Annotated in this window: 13 protein-coding genes and 1 pseudogene; 7 read left to right on the top strand and 7 right to left on the bottom strand. The window is 59.2% G+C overall.

Annotated features, from left to right (window positions below):
• Positions 1 to 123: 123 nt before the first annotated feature.
• Positions 124 to 2,400: a hypothetical protein gene (locus NW842_RS01005; RefSeq protein ID WP_414417301.1), complete on the bottom strand. Its 2,277-nt coding sequence runs from the start codon at positions 2,398 to 2,400 to the stop codon at positions 124 to 126.
• Between the two features lie 187 nt (positions 2,401 to 2,587).
• A complete protein-coding gene (uvrA, locus tag NW842_RS01010) occupies positions 2,588 to 5,491 on the bottom strand; it encodes an excinuclease ABC subunit UvrA (RefSeq protein ID WP_414417302.1) in 2,904 nt (967 codons plus the stop codon).
• A gap of 183 nt (positions 5,492 to 5,674) precedes the next feature.
• Between uvrA and NW842_RS01015 the strand changes: the two genes are divergently transcribed.
• Both NW842_RS01015 and NW842_RS01020 read left to right on the top strand, forming a co-directional pair.
• Positions 5,675 to 8,053, top strand: a complete 2,379-nt coding sequence (locus NW842_RS01015) for a transglutaminaseTgpA domain-containing protein (RefSeq protein WP_414417303.1) — start codon at positions 5,675 to 5,677, stop codon at positions 8,051 to 8,053.
• A gap of 331 nt (positions 8,054 to 8,384) precedes the next feature.
• On the top strand, positions 8,385 to 9,650 hold the full coding sequence (locus NW842_RS01020) for an alkaline phosphatase (protein ID WP_414417304.1): 1,266 nt from the start codon (positions 8,385 to 8,387) through the stop codon (positions 9,648 to 9,650).
• Positions 9,651 to 9,735: 85 nt separating this feature from the next.
• Here the strand turns inward: NW842_RS01020 and NW842_RS01025 are convergent, their stop codons facing one another.
• Positions 9,736 to 11,211, bottom strand: a complete 1,476-nt coding sequence (locus NW842_RS01025) for a cryptochrome/photolyase family protein (RefSeq protein WP_414373793.1) — start codon at positions 11,209 to 11,211, stop codon at positions 9,736 to 9,738.
• Between the two features lie 127 nt (positions 11,212 to 11,338).
• Positions 11,339 to 11,554 (bottom strand): hypothetical protein, encoded by a 216-nt coding sequence (locus NW842_RS01030; protein ID WP_414357659.1) that lies wholly within the window; start codon positions 11,552 to 11,554, stop codon positions 11,339 to 11,341.
• Between the two features lie 191 nt (positions 11,555 to 11,745).
• Between NW842_RS01030 and rbfA the strand changes: the two genes are divergently transcribed.
• From rbfA to NW842_RS01055, 5 genes and pseudogenes are all read left to right on the top strand, one after another.
• On the top strand, positions 11,746 to 12,180 hold the full coding sequence (gene rbfA / locus NW842_RS01035; RefSeq protein WP_414328963.1) for a 30S ribosome-binding factor RbfA: 435 nt from the start codon (positions 11,746 to 11,748) through the stop codon (positions 12,178 to 12,180).
• Positions 12,181 to 12,532: 352 nt separating this feature from the next.
• Entirely contained in the window at positions 12,533 to 13,066 is a 534-nt protein-coding gene (locus NW842_RS01040; RefSeq protein ID WP_414357651.1) for a hypothetical protein, read from the top strand.
• Positions 13,067 to 13,107: 41 nt separating this feature from the next.
• The gene (locus NW842_RS01045) at positions 13,108 to 13,932 is read left to right on the top strand and encodes a pseudouridine synthase (RefSeq protein WP_414417305.1); all 825 of its coding nucleotides are present in this window, start codon (positions 13,108 to 13,110) and stop codon (positions 13,930 to 13,932) included.
• 68 nt (positions 13,933 to 14,000) lie between these two features.
• Positions 14,001 to 14,210 (top strand): annotated as a pseudogene (locus NW842_RS01050) (helix-turn-helix domain-containing protein); the annotation flags it as partial.
• Complete coding sequence (locus NW842_RS01055) at positions 14,208 to 14,870, top strand: DUF4115 domain-containing protein (RefSeq protein WP_414328967.1); 663 nt, start codon at positions 14,208 to 14,210, stop codon at positions 14,868 to 14,870. The pseudogene NW842_RS01050 and the gene NW842_RS01055, both read left to right, overlap by 3 nt.
• Positions 14,871 to 14,886: 16 nt before the next feature.
• Here the strand turns inward: NW842_RS01055 and NW842_RS01060 are convergent, their stop codons facing one another.
• The 3 genes from NW842_RS01060 to trxA all read right to left on the bottom strand — a co-directional run bounded on the left by NW842_RS01060 (position 14,887) and on the right by trxA (position 17,165).
• Positions 14,887 to 15,576 (bottom strand): phosphoribosylanthranilate isomerase, encoded by a 690-nt coding sequence (locus tag NW842_RS01060; protein ID WP_414412796.1) that lies wholly within the window; start codon positions 15,574 to 15,576, stop codon positions 14,887 to 14,889.
• Positions 15,577 to 15,638: 62 nt separating this feature from the next.
• A complete protein-coding gene (locus NW842_RS01065) occupies positions 15,639 to 16,709 on the bottom strand; it encodes an LOG family protein (RefSeq protein WP_414417306.1) in 1,071 nt (356 codons plus the stop codon).
• A 114-nt stretch (positions 16,710 to 16,823) separates the two neighbouring features.
• On the bottom strand, positions 16,824 to 17,165 hold the full coding sequence (gene trxA, locus NW842_RS01070; RefSeq protein WP_011431863.1) for a thioredoxin: 342 nt from the start codon (positions 17,163 to 17,165) through the stop codon (positions 16,824 to 16,826).
• Between the last annotated feature and the right edge of the window lie 328 nt (positions 17,166 to 17,493).

Below are 17,493 nucleotides of genomic sequence, written 5' to 3' on the forward strand. Positions count from 1 at the left end.
CTGGTAGTAATCCGTACTGAACATATTATACATTATTTTCAGTATAGTTGAGCTTATTATTGACTAGAGTCATGCTCTGCCGGGATCCCTTCTTCGTCGAGTATTTTATCTGCTTGGATCCCACTAGGGCTGAGCTGGGTCGGCTGGCCCCCAAATGCGAATTGAGCCATCGGCGCCACCACTGAGAAGGGTCTGCCCATATCGCTGCGCGACGCTTCCGCGACCGGGGCCAAACAGCAAGACGCTCACCATCCAAGTCTGGCCGCCCAGGGTGCGCAACTGTTCTCCGCTGCGCAGATCCCAGAGTTTGATCTGGTGGGCACGGTAATCGGTGCCGCTGGCGAGCAAGCGGCCATCAGGGCTGAGGGCAAGGGCGGCCAAGCCGGACAAAGTCTGGGGCAAGGTGCGCTCCAAGGATCCCGTGCCCAAGTTCCAGACCAAGATGCCACCGGTACTGCCGGCAAGCAAATAGCGGCCATCTGGACTCAGAAGCACCTGCTCGATGGGGTAGTCGGCCTTTAGGGTTTCCAGCAAGGCCCCGCTGCCAGGATCCCAAAGGTGAACGGTGGGATCTCCATTGGCGGCCACCAAGATCCAAGGGGGGATCCCTTCAGATTGGTGGGAAGTATTCATACGGGTAGGTCTTGGGCCAAAGGCCACTGCTGTAATGCCTGCCCTCTGAGGGGTCTCCTGGGCGGCGGCAGTGGGAGGCGCCAGGGTGCGGATCAACTGGCCGTTGTCGGCCTGCCAAAGGCGGATGGTGCGGTCGGCGCTGCCACTGGCAATCCAACGACCATCGGGGCTAATGGCGACACTGTTGATCAACCCGGTGTGCCCTTGCAACTGCAGCCGCGCCAGCACATCCCCAGGCGAGAGAGCCGGATCCCCCAGGGTCGCCAGATCCCAGACCCGTACCGTCTTGTCTGCCCCCCCACTCACCAAAAAGGTACCATCTGGGCTGATGGCCAGTGCCTCAACGGATCCCTCGTGGCCTGCCCAGCTCTGGAGCAGTTGGCCAGCCTGGGGATCCCAAAGCCGGATCACGCCGTCGTCTCCCCCGGCAGCAAGGAGATTTCCATCCGGGCTGATGGCCAGAGCAGTGACGGCGACAGGGCCTTCCAGCGTAGCCTTGAGCTGCAAAGACTTGGCCCAGTCTGCCGGGTCGTTATCGCTACGCGACGCTTCCGCGACCGTGACGGCGGTGGGGACGGAGGCATGAGAACCGTTCTCGCGAGTAGGACGGAGTCCCAGGCCGTTGCGCTTTGCCGGGCCAGAGGATCCCGTTCTCGTGAGGGGGACAGAATCCTTGGGCTCCCCCCGCAGGCCAAGGTTCGCCCTCATCTGCCATACCCCTGCCACCGTCAACGCCAGCAAAGCCGCCAAGCTGCCTCCTGCCCAAACCGGTGGGATCCGGGGACGCGCCCGCAGCGATACCGGAGAACGCGGTGGGGTGGTTGGCTCCTGTAAGGGCTCGGCGGCGACAGGGCTGGGCTGGGACAGGAGTTCGGCGGCAGGGGGGCTCTCGGCGGGGGGCAAAGCCTGCAAAGCGGCCAGAGCTGCTGTTGCTGAAGGAAAGCACTGTTGTGGGTTGCAGCTCACCAAACGATCCAGAAAAGCAGCAAAAGGAGCGCTAGTAGAGGCCAGATCGTGCCAGCGCAACTCCCCCGTCAACGGGTCGCGAAACAGCTTCTGGGGCGGGATCCCGCAGAGGGCCTGCAGGGCAATCAGCCCAAGAGCATAGAGGTCGCTGCAATGCCTGGGGCCATAGGGGTTCCCGAAGCCAGAGCCGGAAAAAGCCAGACCCTGTTCCTCACCCCCCCACTTCAACAACACCCATCGGCCATCCGCCTGACGGTAGATCAAGCGAGAGGGCTGCAGGTTGCAGCAGCTCACCCCTTCCCCATTCAGGAAGGCCAAGGTTTGCAGCACATCCTGCAACAAGGCTCGTACCTCAGCCTCTGTCCAGTCGTGCCCCCAATGGCAGTGCATTTGGCGGGACGGAGTCGTTAGCTGGCCCCTCTCGGTTGCGTTACCTAGCAATAGAGCTTGTTCCAGGGTGGGCCCTTCAACCCATTCTTCCACCCAATAAAACTCCCCCTCTTGCTCAAAGCAGGCCAACAGGCGGGGGATACCCTCGTGGGATCCCAGGTGTTCCCGCAGGGCCGCTTCTTGTTGAAAGAGATGCCGCAGCGAGGCGGAGTCCTCACTGTGTTCGCGGTGCGGAGCATTTTGGCCGGCCTGCCAGCGTTTGAGCACCACCCGAAGCCGCTCAGGATGATGGCTATCCTGTGCCAAGTAGGTTTGTCCGCTGGATCCCAGTGCTTCCAAGATCTGATAGCGGCCACCCAGGGTCTGCCCTACCATGGGGAGAGTGCGAACCTTTTCCTTCCGACCCATCATGCCATAGCGACGTGAGACTCAGGCTAACCGTTCACCCTTGCGTTCACGGTGCGGAGCGCCTGGGTGGGATAGAGTCCTCGCCGCATCAGTCCTCCACCGCCATGGCTGAGGTGAGCAGAGCAAAAAGCGAAAGGGGATCCCGACAGCCGCTTTCGGTCAACTTTCTCCCTGGAGCAGGCTGAGTTGCTCAGCGACCTGGGGGATGTTGTTGCAAAACCTGCTTCAAATATCGCCCTGTATGGGATCCGGGGTGCTCAGCCACCTGTTCTGGAGTGCCAACGGCGATGATCTGGCCGCCGCGGTCGCCGCCCTCTGGCCCCAAGTCAATAACCCAATCAGCACAGCGGAGAATGTCCAGGTTGTGCTCGATCACCAGCACGGTGTTGCCCGTATCCACCAGCCGTTGCAGGACGTTCAAGAGCTTGTGGACATCGTAAAAAGACAAGCCGGTGGAGGGCTCATCCAGCAGATAGAGGGTTTTGCCGGTGGAGCGGCGGGCCAGTTCTGCGGCCAACTTGACCCGTTGCGCTTCCCCACCGGAGAGGGTCGGGGCTGGCTGGCCCAGCTTGATGTAATCGAGGCCCACATCGGCCAGAGTCTGCAGGATCTTGGCGGCAGGAGGCAGGGCAGCGAAAAACTCCAGCGCCTCCCCCACCGTCATATCCAGGACTTCGGCGATGTTCTTGCCCTTGTACCTGACCTGCAGGGTTTCGCGGCTGTAACGGCTGCCCCCGCAGACTTCGCAGGTGACGTACACATCGGGCAGGAAGTTCATTTCAATCACGTTCACCCCCTGCCCTTTGCAGGCTTCACAGCGCCCCCCCTTGACATTGAAGGAAAAGTGGCCGGATGGGTAGCCTCTGGCCTTGGCATCCAAGGTTTGGGCAAAGGTTTGGCGGATGGGATCAAACAAACCCGTGTAGGTGGCAGGGTTGGAGCGGGGGGTACGGCCAATGGGAGATTGGTCGATGACGATCACCTTGTCGATGTGTTCGATGCCCTCAAGTGCTCCCATCTCCGTGGGTTGGGGCACCTTGTGTCCAAGATGGTGCTGCAGGGCAGGGTAGAGCAATTCGTTGACCAAGGTGGATTTGCCGGAGCCAGAGACCCCCGTGACACAGACCAACTTGCCCAGAGGGATCTCCACATCGATGTGCTTGAGGTTGTTTTTGTGGGCATTGGTGAGCTTGAGGGCAACCGCTTTCCCAGCCCGCCGCTGCGCAGGGGTAGGGATCCGCAGCCGCCCCGAAAGATAAGCTCCGGTGATGGAGCGCTCGCAGGCCATGATGTCCGCCAGGGATCCCTGGGCCACCACTTCCCCCCCGTGGATGCCGGCCCCAGGGCCGATATCGACGATGTGGTCGGCGGCACGGATGGTTTCTTCGTCGTGTTCCACCACGATCAGGGTGTTGCCCAGATCTCGCAGGCGAAACAGGGTTTGCAACAGGCGCTCGTTGTCCCGCTGGTGGAGGCCAATCGAGGGTTCGTCCAACACGTAGAGCACCCCCGTCAAGCCGGAGCCCATCTGGCTGGCCAGCCGGATCCGCTGCGCTTCGCCGCCGGAGAGGGTCATGGCCGGACGGGCCAAGGTGAGGTAGTCGAGGCCCACATCCACCAAAAACTGCAGCCGGGTTTTGATCTCCCGCAGCACCAGCTCGCCGATCTGCACTTGTCGCGGGGTAAGTTTCAACTGCTCCAGGCGGTGCAGGCAGTCGCGGATGGAGATCTCGGTGAGATCGGTAATGCGGTAGCCGCCGATGCGCACGGCCAGAGCTTCCGGCTTGAGACGGGATCCCCCACAGGCGGAACAGGGACGGTAGGTGAGGTAGGCTTCCAGCTTTTGCCGATAGATTTCGGAAGTGGTTTCCTGGTAGTGCCGCTGCAATTGGGGAATCACCCCCTCATAGCGGCGATAGTACCCCCGGCCTCGGTACTGAGATTCTACCTCGGCGATGTAGACCTCCTGGTCGGCGCCGTAGAGGATGATCTGCTGTTGCTGGGGGGTGAGATCACACCAGCGGCTGCTGAGGTCAAAGCCAAAAGCCTTGGCGGCTCCCGCCAACAAAGCCAGATAGTAGGGGTTCTCCCGCTCTGCCCAAGGGGCGATGGCCGCGTACAAGGGGAGCTTGGGATCGGGCACGATCCGCTCGGGGTCGAAGATGGGCTCAAAACCCAGCCCGTGGCAGACAGGACAGGCCCCAATCGGCGAGTTGAAGGAAAACAGGCGCGGCGACAGCTCGCCCATCACCGAACCGTGCTCCGGGCAGGCAAATTGCTCAGAAAAAATCAGCTCCGTTGGCTTGCTGTTCAGGTATTGCCCCGCCGACTCGGCCACCTTTTGCAGCAGCTGTTCTCGCTCCTCTTCCCGCGGCAGCAGCTCCACCACCGCAATTCCTCCCGACTGGCGCAGGCAGGTTGCCAGAGAATCGGCCAGTCGCTCCGCTATGTCGGGGCTCTTGACCAGCCGATCCACCACAACCTCAAGAGTGTGGGTTTTGTTTTTGGCTAACTCGATCTCCTCGCTCAGATCCCGCACCTGGCCATCGACACGCACCCGCACAAACCCCTGGTGTCGCAGGCTTTGTAACAAGTTGGCGTGGGTGCCCTTTTTTCCTTTCACCACCGGCGAAAGCAACTGAAACCGCGTCCGATCCGGCAGAGCCATGATCTGATCCACAATCTGATCCACCGTCTGCGGGGCGATCACCCGGTTGCAATGGGGGCAGTGCGGGATCCCAGCTCTTCCGTACAGAAGCCGCAGGTAGTCGTAGATTTCGGTAACGGTGCCGACGGTGGAACGGGGGTTGTGGCTGGTGGACTTTTGATCGATGGAGATGGCCGGACTTAGCCCTTCGATGCGATCCACATCCGGTTTGTCCAGTTGCCCCAAAAACTGCCGCGCATAGGCACTGAGGGATTCCACATAGCGCCGCTGTCCCTCGGCAAAGATGGTGTCGAAAGCCAAGGAGGACTTGCCCGATCCGGAGACGCCGGTGAACACCACCAGGCGATCGCGCGGGATCCGCAGGTTGACATTTTTGAGGTTGTGCTGCCGCGCCCCCACCACATGAATTTCGTTTTGGCTGGACATCTCACCACCTTTTCGCGCAGCGTGTCACAGGTATCCCGTCGAGACCGGCGAGTAACAAAATCTTAACGATTCTTAGCTAACGATTCTAATGCTCTTCGCTTTGTCCAGAAGGGGATCCCAGGGAGGGCAAACCGGTAGCAAAAAAGACTTGGCTATGCTGGAAAGGATTGAATCCCAAGGGCCATGACCTGGACACTGCCATCCGTTCAAAAGGTGTTTGTTTACCTGTTGGTGGGGATCGCCTTCACGGCCCTTTGTCTGGGGGATCAGGCTCTGTCGCCACCGGTCATTGCCGTTTGCTTGGCCGCAGGGGCCTGCAGTTGGTTTTGGGAGCCGCCAAGGATTGCTTTTGCCCGCTATGCCCCCCTGTGGATGCCCCTGACGGTGGCGGTGTTGCTTAGCCTGCTGGCTTTGGTCATCTCCGGGATCCTTGCCTTTTCCGATGGGGCCATTGGCTTGGTGCTTTACCTAACAGGGGCCAAGCTGTTTCAGCGGGAACGGGCGGCGGATCACATTCAGTTGGCGGTGCTGTCTCTGCTGCTGATGGCCATTGCCACTCTGTTCAACGAAGACATCAGCTTTGGGCTGCTGTTTTTGTTGTACGTGGGGGTGGGACTGATCAACCTCACCCTTTACCACCTGCGCCTACAAACGGAACAGCACCCGCAGGCAGCCAGCCAAACCCGTGGCATCAACCTCAACTTTTTGGGCTTTCTCGGATCCCTGGCTTTGCTGGCGGTGATCCTGTCCGTGGCTTTGTTTTTCTTGTTCCCGCGGGTCAGTTTAGGAATTCTGGGTCGCCAGGCCCGCTCGCCGGTGATGACCACTGGCTTTGCCGAGGAAGTCAGCCTGGGAGCATTCGGCACCCTCAAAACCGATAACACCGTTGTCATGCGGGTGGAATTTCCGGCAGGGGTGCCGCCCCGTGTGGAGTCCCTCTACTGGCGCGGGATCAGCTTCGATCGCTACGATGGACGGGCCTGGTCGCGAACGCTAGACCGCTTCATCCCCATTTTCCCCAACGCAGCAGGGGTATTTGATCTCTCTGCCTCCAGCTTGATCCCCACTGCTCCCGACCTGCTGCTTCTCCCCTTGGAGCAGCTTATCTATCTGGAGCCGCTGGTCACCAACACCGTTTTTGGGGTGGCCCCGCTGGTGGAGATGGAATGGCTGGAGCGGGGCGGAGCAGCGACGGTGCAACAAGCTTGGCAACGGCAGAATCGCCGCCTCATCCTGAGCGAGACCGGAGATGTTGGCCATTCTCTGCCTCGGCAGGTGCCCCATCTTTACCGCGCCCGGAGCCGGATCTCAAGGGAGTTAAGCCCGCGCTTGCGCCGGCTAGGCCACGCGGAGCTGTTCAGTGCTCTCGACCCAGTCCAACAGGCAGCCTATCTGCAGTTGCCAGCAGACCTGGATCCGCGCATTCCCGCCTTGGCTGAAGACGTTACCGCTGGGATCCCTGACGTTTTCAGCAAGATGACCGCCTTGCAGAATTACCTGCTGGAGAACTACGCCTATACCACCGATCTGCCGGATCCCGGCCCTGAACCGCCTTTGGAAGCCTTTCTGTTCACCCATCGGCGGGGCCACTGCGAATATTTCGCCACAGCCCTGACGATACTGGCCCGCAGCATTGGCATCCCGGCCCGGATGGTGAATGGCTTTTTGGGCGGGCGCTGGGTGGCGCAGGAAAATTATCTGGCAGTACGCAATGCCGACGCCCATTCCTGGACGGAGATCCCCTTTGGCTCCTACGGGTGGATCATTTTCGATGCCACACCGGCAGAGGCCAATGTCAGCCGGCGGGAAACCTGGTGGGATCCCCTTCAAGATTTCTACGACAGCTTGCGCTTCCGCTGGTTTAAGTACGTCATCCAGTACGACCTATCCACCCAGCGGCAGATCTGGCGGCAGATCCAGGAGCTGGCCAGCGCTGTAGCCGCCTCTCCGGATCGAGAGGATGCCGGTGCTGGCTTCCGTCGCAGCCTGGTTGCCTTGGGGCAAACGTTGCAGCAGAATGGCCTGCCGGTGTTGGGGGTGGTTTTGATCACCGGATCCATGGCCTATTGGGGTCGCCGCCGCCGCTATCGGGCTTTGCGCTGGCAGGATGGGGGGTGGATTCTGTTGGCCACTGCCGGCAATGGGGTTTTGCTGGGATCCCTGTGGCAGCCGCCCCCTGCATGGCCTACCTGGATGGTAGGGATCCTGCTGCCAGGGCTGACCTTTGCTCTGGTGCGCTGGAGTCCGGCAGCTCTGCCCAGATCCCAGCACCGGCGACAGGCGATCTCAAAGCTGTACCTGCAACTGCGGGAGGCTTCGACAGCAGTGGGGATCCCGGAGCACTTGGGGCCAGCGCAACGGGTTGAGCACCTGCGCCACTCCGATTTGCCACAAGCCCAGTTGGCCATCCGGTTCTTGGAGCGCTACATGGAGGTGCGCTTCGGTGGGATCCCGTTGGAGGTGGGGGAACTGCAGCGCTGGCAGCAGCAACTCAGACAGCTTAGGCAAGCATGGCAGCCACTGGCCAAAAACCCCGCCATCACCTCCAGAAGAGCCACTTGACCAGAGGGACGGCTGCGCCTTAGAACAGGTACCCCAAAAGCCCTGCGAGAAGCCTTGACAGTTATGAGACAGTTAAGAGATAGTTAACGTTAGTTATAGACCCCGTAAGCTGCACTGTCAGACGGGGAAATCGCTCAGTGGCGCACTCGCTTCAGGCACGTTTCGCGCTGCTGCATTGCTATGCCCTTGCAAACTCATCTGAAGCTGTGTTACGTTTTTTAACGTTCAGCTTCGAACGAGCAAGGGCGTGTTAGCTATGCGTAGCTATTCTTTGAGGGCGGCTTTGGCTGCAACTTTGTGTCTGCTGTCCTCGTCAGTTTTTTCCTCTAGTGTGGCTCAAGCGGCGCCTAAGCCAACCGGCAACGGTGCAATCTTCTTTCACCCAGATGGAACCTCAGCTTCCCACTGGGACATTACGCGCATTCTCCACTACGGCCCTGATGGCTTTCTGAACTGGGATCGTCTCCCCGTGATTGCCCCCTATCGCGGGCACCTTCTTGACCAGCTTGGAGGAACTTCCAACGCCGGAGCGGTGATCCATGCCACGGGAACCCGTGCCCACGCCAAGAGCTTTGGGTTGGATCCGGACGGCAAGGAGTATCCTTCTGCCAACGGTACCCTGAACACGATCATGGAAGATGCCGTGGCGGCAGGCTTGGGTACGGCTCTGGTGCAAACGGGATCCATCATTGAGCCGGGGACGGCTGCCTTCGTTGCCAAAGCTGCCAAGCGCAGCGACTATGAGGAGATTGCCCTGCAGGTGGTGGAGTCAGGGGTAGACATCATCCTCGGCGCTGGCGAGGAATGGCTGCTGCCGGAAGGTGTCCAGGGCCGCTTTGGCCAAGGGAAGCGCAAGGATGGCCGCAACCTGATTGAGGAGGCCAAGAAAAAAGGGTACGCCGTTGTCTACACCCGCGACGAGCTGCTGAAGCTGCCGGCTGATGTTTCCAAAGTTTTGGGGGTGTTCAACGTGGAGGACACCTTCTACGACAAGCCAGAGGAAGAGCTGCGCGCCCAAAACCTGCCCAACTACATTGCCAGCGCCCCCACCATTGCCGAGATGACCGAATTTGCCCTGGCGCGGATCTCCCGCAATCCTAAGGGCTTCTTCGCCGTCATCGAAGAAGAGGGCACTGATAACATGTGCAACAACCTCAATGCCTCTGGCTGCCTGGAGGCCATGAAGCGGGCCGACGATGCCATCGGGGTGATTCTCAACTTTATCGAGAAGAATCCCAAGACCTTCATGATTACCACCAGCGACAGCAACGCCGGCGGGATGCAGTTGGTGGATATCGAATCCGCCGAGGAGCCGCTGCCCCCTACTGACCCCGAAGGCAGTGGTGCCCCCATTGACGGAGTTGACGGCACGGGCACAAAGCCGTTTATTTCTGCTCCTGACAAGAATGGCAAGCGCTATCCCTTTGCCGTGGCTTGGGCTACCGGAGATGACGTCGGCAGTGGAGTCATTGCTCGCGCTGCGGGCTTGAACGCCCAAGAGTTGGTGCCGACCACCGGGATCCTGAACACGGACATTTATCGGATTCTCTACTTCGTGCTCTTCGGGGAGCGCATCCCCAGCGAGCTGAAGCCCTAGTGCTGCAGTTACCTGCTTTGGACGGGCATTTGCCTTAAGCTCTGGTAGCCACGGGGGATCCATTGGATCCCCTTTTTTTACGAGACTACACAACGCTTGGATTTCTATGATCGTTTGATCGTTGAACAGACTTGGAGTACCCCTGCTGCACCGCCTGGTAGCGCCGTTTGAACTCCTGCTGCTGCACCTTGTGATCCACGATGGGATCCGGATAGCCACAGCTTCGCCGTTCCCGCAAAGCCCAGGATCCCTTGGGGTCATCCCCCACCCACAGCAGAGCAGGCGTATCCAGCCCTGCCAGCTCCGGCAGATAGCGGCGGATGTACTCTCCTTCCGGGTCATAGCGGGCTGCTTGCGTGGCCGGGTTGAAAATGCGCAGGGGCTTGGGATCCGTTCCCACACCGGCGCTCCACTGCCAACCGCCGTTATTGGCCGCCAGATCCCCATCCACCAGCTTTTGCATAAAGTAGCGTTCTCCCCAGCGCCAATCGATGAGCAGATCCTTGGTTAAAAAGCTGGCTACAATCATGCGGCAGCGGTTGTGCATCCAGCCGGTTTCGTTCAGTTGGCGCATGGCCGCATCCACAATGGGGTATCCCGTCTGCCCCGCACACCAAGCCTGAAACCAGTCCTGCCGATTGTCCCACTCCAGTGCATCAAAGGCTCGTCGATAGGCTCCGGTTTCCACGTGGGGCCAGTGGGCCAAGACATGCTTGTAAAACTCTCGCCAGCACAGCTCCTGCCGCCAAGTTTGCAAGCTGCTTTCGGCTTCTTCGCTGCGCACCTCGGCCTCTACTTCTCGCGTGGCCTGCCAAACCTGGCGAATGCCGAGGGTTCCCCAACACAAGTGGGGGCTGAGCAGAGAAGTGCCCGGCTCAGCCGGGAAGTTGCGGGCTCGCTCGTAGTCCAAAATGCGCAAACCCTGACAAAAGTCTTCCAAAAGGGCTTGAGCCGCTGCTTCCCCCGCTGCTGGGATCCGCTGGTCGCAGACAAAGCCCAAATCTGCCAAAGTCGGTAGAGGCTGCGCTTTTAGTCCCGATACCGGCTGCAGACCCTCGGGGGTTGGGTAGGGATCCCGCTTGGGCAAGCTCGACCACCTGCGCCAGAAGGGAGTGAAAACCGAATAGGGCTCTCCAGCTTGGGTCAGCACTTCCCCCGGCCCATGCAGCAGCATGTCTTGGTAAGAGAAGGACTGGATCCCGGCTTCGGCCAAACCGGCCCGCACCCAACTGTCCTGCTGCAGGGCAAACAGCTCCACATCGGCATTCCAAAATACGGCCTTGGCTCCCAGGTCAATGGCCAAGCATCGCAACTCCACCAGGGGATCCCCCAGCCGCCAGATCAGCGGGATCCCCATCTGGGCGTAGCGCTCTTGGAGCTCTTGCAGAGCCTGAAGCAAAAAGGCCACCCTAGCTGGGGCCATGTCCGACCGTCTCAGCATCTGCGGGTCGAAAATGAAGACAGGCACCACCTGAGCGCTGCGCTGGGCTGCCTCATGCAGGGCTGTGTTGTCCTCTAACCGCAGATCGCGACGATGCCAAAGCAAAACGGGGGAAGTCATAGGCTGCCAAGCAATGGGATCCCATCTTGGCTGGTTTCCACCGCCTCTTTCAACTCACCCCCCCCAAGGCCGGGATCCTGGGCAGCCAGAAGCTACACTGCGTTGTAAAGAACCTTGAAGAACCCTATCAAAGCTCTAGACTGTCGAACACCCGACTGGGACAATAGCGGCAGCGCTCATCCGGCTTTTGCTGGCCATCGCTGTATCCCATCGCGTAAGCTGTATCCCCCAACATCACCACCAGCTGAGTCAGCTTCAGGGAAAGCAACGGGTCAAGCGGCTCCGTCACATTCAGCATGAACTGCTCAATGGAGCGCCGCAGCGCCTCTGGCATCTTGATCATCACGTCTCCATCCATCCATCGATGGCTTTAGGTATTCATACTCAAGGCAAGATGGACATGGACTCAGGATAAAGGTGGAAGGAAGAGATGCTCGTAGCATTGGCTACTGTTCTTGGGGCCAAGCTGGCGGGGGCTATGCTTCACACCGACCAGAGCAGGCTTGCGGATGATGTTAGCCTAGGTATCCAAAAATGGCGACAGCGCGACGAGTGGCACGGGTAGCAGAACTGATCAAACGAGAGGTCAGCCAAATCCTGCTCTCGGAGATCAAAGATGACCGGGTCGGGGCAGGGATGGTCAGCATTGTGGATGTCGAGGTTTCCAATGACCTGCAAAATGCTCGCATCTTCGTCAGCATTTATGGGGATGAGACAGCTCAACACCGGGCCATGGAAGGGTTAGCGGCGGCCACACCCTTTGTGCGGCGGGAAATCGGCCAGCGCCTCAGCCTGCGACGGGTGCCAACAGTGGTGTTTTTGCAGGATCGCTCTTTGGAGCGGGGATCCCGCGTTTTGGCTCTGCTTAACCAACTGAGACAGACCTCTGAGGCCCAGGAACCGGAGGGATCCCAAGCTGGGGTTGAGGACACCGCCGAGGGCGAAGAAAACGAATCGAGCGGCGAATAGTTGCACCATTTCGAGGGATCCGCGCTGGAGCTCAGCCTGCTTTGCACGAGAGAGCAAAGGATCTGCCTTGATGGCCACTAGATAGAGGGGCCTTTGCTTTGCAGCAATGCGGACAACATCCAAGAAAAGTTTTTGACGTTCGCGTAAGCGGGCCGGAGGCCCTGAAGTTCTTGGATTTGTTAGGCTTAAGGGAGCCATACAGCCCTTCCTCTGGTCATCCATCTGTACAGGACTCAATGTCTGCGGCACGCTTGCGCAAACCAGAGCGCTCTGCTCCAATGGGCAGCGGCGTTGTTGTGGTCAACCTGCGAAAGGGCTGTAAAGTTGCTGTTCATGCCTTTTCTGCCTTTTCATGGATGTTCAAAGCCCACTGCAACCGGATCCCTCTTTAGCGGGTGCTACTCCACTCCAAGCTCTGCAGGCCCTCAACCAGAGTGTTGCCGAAGCTCTGGTTTCCTGCTTGAAAGGGCAACCCCAACAGGCCACTCAGCACCTTTTGCTGGCTCTGCCGCAGCTCATGGCAGCTCTGGGGGCCTTGAGGCAAAAATCTTCCGTTCGCGTAAGCGGGCCGGAGGTCTTGGCCGAGCCTGCAGGCTGCCCTTCAGAAGCCCAGCCCAAGCGCATCCTTCACATCGAAGGCAACCGCGTGGAAGTGTGGGTGGATAACCAAATTCGCAGCAGTTGGAGCATTTGGTCGGTGGGAGATCTCAAGGAAGTCTGCCGGCTGGCAGAAGAGTTTGACTGTGGCCTCAGCTATTCTCTAGGAGAAAACTCAGAGTCTCAGTCGGAAATGCTGCTGTTGCCCCCCAATTCTGCTGGTGTGTCCGACCGACTCTCCAACCCCGTTCGCGCAAGCGGGCCAGACGCCTCAGGCTCCGCCGCCTAGTACCCTCAGCTTCGGTTGCTGCTTTTGCTGCTCAAATCCCCATGGCAGAACCCCAACGGCTACAGAAGCTCTTGGCTCAGCAGGGATTGGCCTCGCGTCGCCAGGTGGAAGCTTGGATCCTGGCCGGGCGCATTCGAGTGAACGGGAAGGTGGTCACTGAGCTGGGCTCCAAAGCCGATCCAGAGCGGGATCGCATCGAGGTGGATGGTCAGGTGATCCCTTTGGCCAAGGATCCGGCGCGCTATGTTTTGCTCCTGCACAAGCCGGTGGGGGTTTTGTCAACCTGTGCAGATCCTTGGGGACGCAAGACGGTGCTGGATCTGCTCCCCCCATCTTGGAAACGGCAAACCCGCCTCTACCCGGTGGGCCGGCTGGATGCGGACAGCAGTGGCGCTTTGCTGCTCACCAATGATGGCGACTTGACCTTGAAGCTGACCCATCCGCGCTATCATCTGCCCAAAACCTACCGGGTACAGGTACAAGGGCATCCGAGTCAGGCCACTCTGCAACATTGGCGAGACGGAGTAGACTTAGAGGGGTACACCACTCTGCCGGCGGAGGTGGAGTTTTGTCCTGCCCCGGATTTCCGGCAAAGGGAGCATCCCAATTGCTCCTGGCTGAGGGTGGTGTTGTTTGAGGGACGCAACCGGCAAATTCGGCGGGTGGCGGAGCGTCTTGGGCATCCGGTGCTCAGCTTACATCGGGAAGCCATTGGCCCACTGGGCTTGGGCAACCTGAAAGCAGGCCAGTTCCGCCAGTTGGATCCCCATGAGCTCCAAGCTTTGCTGGCCCCTCTCACCGGGCACAGCAGCTCATCCTCGCTCGGGAAGCGCCCTCTAAGGCCTCCGGCCCGCTCACGCGATTAGCTCGTCAGAGCCTCTAACTGAGTGCAAACTCTCACAGTAGCCTCCTTTCTTCCGCAGGTGGCCAAATGATGCAAGAGCCAGCACACTCTTTAGAAGCCCTGGGATCCCTGTTGCGGCAAACACGGGAGGCACGGGGACTGACGTTGACAGAAGTAGCTAACGATACCTTCATTCGCTGCCAATATCTGCAGGCGCTGGAGGAAGCTGACTTGAGCCGGTTACCGGAGCCGGTGTATGTGCAAGGGTTTCTCAAGCGCTATGCCGACTATTTGGGGTTGGATGGCGAAACCCTCTCTCGGCGTGCCTCTCCGCTTTTATCGGCCAAAACCCCCCGCGCGCCAGCTCCTCTTGCCGTTGTCGGCCAGCAACCTGCCTTTGCCCTGCGTCCTCTCCACCTTTGGGCCGCTTATGTGGTGCTGATTGTGCTGACGGTGGGGGGATTGTCGGCTCTTTTGGAAGGCACAGGCAATCCCTTTGGGCGTTGGCTGGTGAGCCTGTCAACGGTCAGTCGGGAGGGATCCGGCCAGCAACCGCCTGCTGCCAACTCCCCGGATCCCACTCTGTCGGCAGCTCAGCCCACGGCCCGCCAACTGTTTCCCACCCTCGACCAATGGACGCGCATTCAGGGCGTCTTCCCCGAGGTCTTGGAAGCTCACTCAGGGGGGGCGGGGCGCAAGCCGGTGCGTCTGGATATTCGCGTTGTGGAGCGCCCTTCCTGGTTGCGGGTCATCGCCGATGGGCAAACGGTTTTTGAGGCCACCTTACAGCCAGGGGCCGAGTTGAATTGGGAAGCGGAGCAGTCAATCGTGTTGCGTACCGGCAATGCGGGCGGTGTGTTGGTGACCTTTAACGACCGGGAGCTTGGAGTGATGGGCCGATTTGGGGAAGTGAAAGAGCTGATGTTCGAGCCGGGGTTGGATATTCAGTCGCTGCAGTAGGAACCCAGCCAAATGATCATCCCGTTGCGCTTGGCGTTATCGGCGGCAGAGTAGGAGCAATCTCCCACCCTTGGGAGCCAAGCTGCTGCAGCAGGTGCCGGACTTTGTCTATGTCTTTATCGCCGGGGTGGCGTTCCACACCACTGGAGAGGTCGATGCCGCTTGGCTGCAGGTGGCTGAGTGCCTGCAGAACATTGTCCGGGTTCAGACCACCGGCCAGTAGCCAAGGCAAGGGCAGGGAGCGGTGGGCAAGTTCTGGCCAATTCAGGGTTCGCCCCGTTCCCCCCGCCTGTTGGGGGTGATAGGCATCCAAAAGCAGCACCTCCACACAGTCTCGGTAGAGATGGGCTACTTCCAGATCCGCCGGCTGGCGAATGCGCAGGGCTTTGATGCGGCGGATCCCGGGAAGCCATTTCCCCAATTGCTGACAATCCTGCGGGGATTCTTGGCCATGCAACTGGACAGCCGTGAGGCCCACCGTTTCTACCCAGGCGGCGATGGCGCGGGGATCCTGATCCAGGAAGACCCCTACTTTTTCCACGTGGTCGGGCAGGGATCCCACCCAACGAGCCATTTCCGAGAGGGGCAAATAGCGGGGGGTATTGGGCACCGCGATGAACCCAAGGGCACTCACCCCCAGCGCGGCGATGGCCTCCGCCTGATCCTGACGGGTGATGCCGCAGATTTTGACAAACAACCGGCCCATTGGGAGCACCACCAAAACAATTGGCTGCTGGTTCTTGGATGGTTCTGAGAGCGCTGATACATCTACTTTTGTTCAGGGCGCATTTGCAGAGGATCCGGCTGTTCCGGGTGAAGCTTGTTGATCCGGCGCACCATTTGCCATAGCCGTCCAAAGTTGCGCTGGTTGAAGTGCATCACCAGCCGTGGCAGATGGGCAATATCTTCCTCGGCTTCCTCCGGCAAAGCCCCAGTTTGCTCGATCCGGCCCGAATCGAGAATATCGGCAAACTCTTCGTTTAAGATGTCTAGGGCTTCCGGTGAGAGTCTGGTGTTCAAGCGCAAAACCAGGAGTTCCCGCACGTAGCGATTGCTGTGAAAGACGCGATAAAAATCGACAATCTGCTGGCAGGCATCTTCCACGTCGTCGGTTAGGGTGTAGAGGAAGAGATCTTCTGGGCTGATCAAGCCGCGACCGAGCAGGTGCTCCCGCACGTATTCGTCCCATTCTTTCCAGTAGCAGCCACCTGTTCTGTCCACCAGCACCAAGGGCATGAGCTTGGTTTTGCCGGTTTGCATCAGGGTTAGGCATTCAAAGGCTTCATCCTGAGTGCCGAAACCGCCGGGAAAAAGCACCAGCGCGTCGGTTTCTTTAACAAAAAAGAGCTTGCGGGAAAAGAAATACTTGAAGTTGATAACCCGATCGCTGGCAGCAATAACGGGATTGGCCATTTGCTCAAAGGGAAGCTGGATATTGAGCCCAAAAGAGTTTTCCAGCCCTGCCCCTCGGTTGCCGGCTTCCATAATGCCGCCGCCGCCCCCCGTCATCACCATGAATCCCCGTTGACTGATGCAGTAGGCGAACAACTGGGCCTGGCGATATTCGGGACTTTCTGGCCCCAGTCGTGCCGACCCGAAAACGGTGATCTTGCGTTGGTGGGCATAGTTTTGGAAGGCGGCAAACCCCTGCTCCAGATCCTCAAGAGTAGCCGCCAAGATCTTGGCATCTAAACGGCTCAGCTCCAGGGATCCCATGCGCTGCAGCGACTGCAAAATACGCAGCCAGGCCGTCCGGTTGGGATGATACTCCAACTGCTTTAGGCGGGTCTCAGCGTTGGAAAAAACTTCTTGCAGAAGGGAAGAAACGGAATCGGTCAAGCTGGGATCCTAAAGTTCTCTGGAATTACTTTAATCAGTTCTCGGCACAAAATGGTAGCTGGGTTCTAATCCAGAACCCAAAAGTTACATTCTGAAACACCCAAGGCATAGCCCTCAGGCTTCGGCAGGTGTGTCGAAGTGCTTTTCCAAAATCGTGGTTAGAGTTGCCTTGGGTACGGCGCCAACCACCACATCCACTTTCTGGCCGCCCTTGAACAACATCAGGGTGGGAATGCTGCGAATACCGTACTGGCTGGCAGTTTGAGGGTTCTCGTCGGTGTTGATTTTTACAACCTTAACTTTGCCAACATACTGCTCAGCTATCTCCTGAACCACAGGAGCCACCATCCGACAGGGGCCACACCAAGGTGCCCAAAAATCAACCAGAACTGGAATATCGCTGCGCAGCACCTCTGCCTCAAAGGTGGCATCAGCGATATCTATTGCTGCAGACATGCCTGGATAACTCCTGAAACAACACCTGTCACGGTCTCTGATCTTAGCACAGCCCCCAGGCTGCTGGTGACCGAAAACTCGGCGTCGCAGGCCCCGGCATTCATGCCTGGGGATAAGTCACCGTCTCATGACAGGACGGGAGACTCGCTCCACCCGCTTATGGAAGGGTGCAGCGTTAAAGGTGAAGTAGAAGTATCTGGGGTGTTTTGGCATCTCAGTAGTTGAGGAGATGGCGTCCCCCACGAGGATATAGGCCCTCGTGTAGCCCATTGCAACGAAGCGCGAGGAGCGTGGAGCGATGGAAAAAATCCCCCGGCTTTAGCCGTGG

The sequence above is a fragment of the Synechococcus sp. R55.4 genome, assembly GCF_047461935.1.
GTDB lineage: Bacteria > Cyanobacteriota > Cyanobacteriia > Thermostichales > Thermostichaceae > Thermostichus.